This is a genomic window from Flavobacterium sp. (assembly GCF_027483985.1).
Lineage (GTDB): Bacteria > Bacteroidota > Bacteroidia > Flavobacteriales > Flavobacteriaceae > Flavobacterium.
Genome location: NZ_JAIXTJ010000045.1, coordinates 1 through 3332, shown reverse-complemented (window position 1 = coordinate 3332; position 3332 = coordinate 1). Strand labels below are relative to the sequence as shown.

The following is a 3332-nucleotide window of genomic DNA, read 5'->3' as shown; positions in this document are numbered from 1 at the left end:
TTGGCGCCATTGCGGTTTCGGTAATTTTTTGGAAGCTTGAGTCTTGAATTAAAAATTTGTCTATATTTGTGAGAGTTTGGTGCTAAAAATCCGCAACAGCGCCAAGCGGCAAAACGTTGGTAGCAAGCGTATTCCGAAATTGCGCAGATATTGAATTCGTTGAATAGTTTCTGAATTTCTGTCCACTTCTACTCTATTTTTTCAATCTTAGTTTTTGAATTTCAAGGTCTGGTTTTTATCAATAATGGAAATTACAAAGCGGACAAAAATGCAGCAACATTTGAAAAGCGAAAGCGAAAAACAGCAGAAACTTGAAACACGATTTCTATTGCGTTTTGAAAAAAGAATTCAGAAACGTGAAAAGTTTTGCGTAGAAATCAGAACTTTGAAAAGCAGAAACTTGTAAAGTTTTGTGCAGCAAATTGAAACGTAAATTCAGAAGCGTAAAAAGCTGAAGCTTGAAAAATTTTGTGTTTAAAGTTGAAAAGTGAAAAAACTAAACGCTAAAATTCTTCGGAACTTTGAACATAAAAAATTATAACGTGGAAATGGAAAGCGGAAAAACGAAACGCATAATATTTGCAAAATAGAACTTTTACGTGTAACAAGAACGCCAGCTACCAACAGCCGTTTGGCGCCATTGCGGTTTCGGTAATTTTTTGGAAGCTTGAGTGTTGAAATAAAAATTTGTCTATATTTGTGAAAGTTTGGTCTAAAAATCCGCAACAGCGCCAAGCGGCAAAACGTTGTGTGTAATGCTCCGAGCGACGCGGAAAATAACCGAAAATAAAATATGATAAAGAAAATTAATACTCTGAAAAAATTTGGTGTTTTCCAAAATTTTACTTGGAATACTTTACCCGAATTTAATGAAAAAAATATTTTTTATGGTTGGAATTATTCGGGAAAAACTACAATTTCCAGATTATTATCTTCACTCAAAAATAAAGAAATAAACAACTCTTTTCCAGATGCGGAATTTGAAATAATATTAAGTGATAACACTAGAATAACTCAAAATAATATTGGAGACAACAACTTAAATATTCTTGTTTTTAATTCCGATTACATTAGAGAAAATTTAAAATGGGACTTAAATAATAAATTCAATGGAATAACTTTTGACGTTGGCGAAACAATTGGCTTAAGAGAAAAAATTGAAAAATATGAAGAGCAAATAATCAAGGTAAATGGTTCAGAAGAAATAATAAGCAAAAAATCTCCTTTCTTATCTTTAAAAACTGAATTTGAAACATTTGAAAATCATAAATTCACAGAAGAATCAAGATCTATTAAAAATGATATTTTTAATAGCTTGATTGAATTTAATAAAGGTCATTTAAAAACGATTTTATCACAGGTAATAGCAGATTTAGAGGGAAATCAAATTACTGATACAGATGAATTAAACAGAATAAAAAAACTTTCCTTGTCTACAAAAGACAAAGAAGAAATTAAAGTCATAAATAACAAAATTGATTTAAAAAGCATTTATGATTCAGTTGTTTTACTATTAAATCAAGAACCTGAAAAAAATAATATTATTCAAATTCTTGAAGAAAATCCATATGTTTCAAATTGGGTAAAATCAGGAATTCCACTGCATAAAGGAAAAGAAAAATGTTTTTTCTGTGAAAATGATTTAAGCAAAGAAAGATTAGATAACTTACTTTTATATTTTAATAATGCTTCTTCTAACTTAAGAAATGAAATACTTGTAAAAATTGAAGAAATAAAATTAAGTATTGAAGAACTTAACAACATCGAGTTACCAAAAAGTAAGTTTGAGTTCTTTGATAACTTTCAAAATGATTTTCAAACGCAATTAGATTTATTTTTTACAATCAATGAACGAATAAGTATATTTTTAAACAATCTAATTCGTGAACTAGAAATAAAAAACAATGAATCAATATTCATTAAAAAAAGCATTAATGATTATGACAATTCTCTTGAGTTGGAAATAAATGCTTGGACTGAAAAAACTAATGAATTAATCAATAATCATAATCAGTTATATTTAGATTTTGAAACTAAACAAGACGAAGCTAGAACGCTCTTAAAAAAACACCAAGTTTCAACTTTTTTAATATTTGAAGATTACATCAAAAAGAAAAAAGAAAGCGATTTTGGTATAAGATGTATCAATAAACTTGATGAATATGTTAGAAAAGTAAAAATTGAGATTGCAAAACTTGAAGGAGAATTAAAAAGTTTTGTAAAAGGAAAAGACGAGCTAAATAGTTTCATTCAAAAGTTTTTAAATCGTTCAGATATTCAAATTGAGGTTATTGAAGAAGATAAATTTATTTTAAAAAGAAATGGACAAATAGCTGATAATTTAAGTGAGGGAGAAAAAACAGCTATTTCATTTTCTTATTTTTTAGTTTCTTTAGAAAGTCTATTTCAAGAAAACAAGTTATTTGATTATATAATTTGTATTGACGACCCAATTTCAAGTTTAGACGGAAATCATATTGCACAGATTTATTCATTAATTAACTCGTTCTTTTTTAGACAAAACGTCAATCCAGCAATTCCTGAACAATATGTAAATTGTTTTAAGCAATTATTTATCTCAACTCATAATTTTGAATTCTTTTCATTTATAAAAGATTCTAATAGAATAAATAAGAGAAATACGAAAGAATACTATTTTATTAAGAGAATTTCAAATACAGAATCTCATATACAGGAATTACCAAAATCATTGAGAGATTATAAATCTGAATACATTTATTTATTTGATTTAATATTTAAGTTTTATGAAAATGGTTGTCAGGAAAGTGATGAAAAATTTATTTTAATGCCTAATGCTGTGCGAAGATTTTTGGAAATTTATACACTTATGAAAATTCCCGATTCAACAGACCAAGTTGACGAAAGAATTAGAATATTAATGCCTGAACCAACAGAATTAAAAATTTTACATCATTTTTCTCATTTCACTACTTTTGAAAAAGTTATGATGCACGATGAAATAATTTTAAACTTGTCACAAGCAATTGGAGAATTAATAACGTTATTAGAAAAAGATGAATTGCATTTTGAGTCATTGAAAAGAGCTGTTAGTAGATAAAAAGCACTACACACAACAGCGGTTTTAAGAAATTGGGGTTTTTGGGCTTAATTTAAAGATTGTTTTGTACTTTTGATTTTCGGTGTTTAATCGAAAGTTTCGGGCTTACAACTCCCCAACTTCTTAAAGCCGCGAAACGTTAGTAGTCAGCGGCAGAAATTACGCAGGCCTTATCAATTAAACTCACTATTTGTCTTTCGCAAGACGTAAGTTCGTACTACTATCAAAAAACATTTGAACCAAAACGCATTCC

At 28.0% G+C, this 3332-nt stretch carries 1 protein-coding gene; it reads left to right on the top strand.

Features of this window, described 5'->3' with window-relative positions; translation table 11 throughout:
* Positions 1-793: 793 nt before the first annotated feature.
* Positions 794-3079, top strand: a complete 2286-nt coding sequence (locus Q0050_RS11910) for an AAA family ATPase (RefSeq protein ID WP_298395993.1) — start codon at positions 794-796, stop codon at positions 3077-3079.
* Positions 3080-3332 lie beyond the last annotated feature (253 nt).

Coding starts and splice junctions, on each gene's coding strand:
- Q0050_RS11910 (WP_298395993.1), top strand. CDS start 794: ATGATAAAGAAAATTAATACTCTGAAAAAATTTGGTGTTTTCCAAAAT.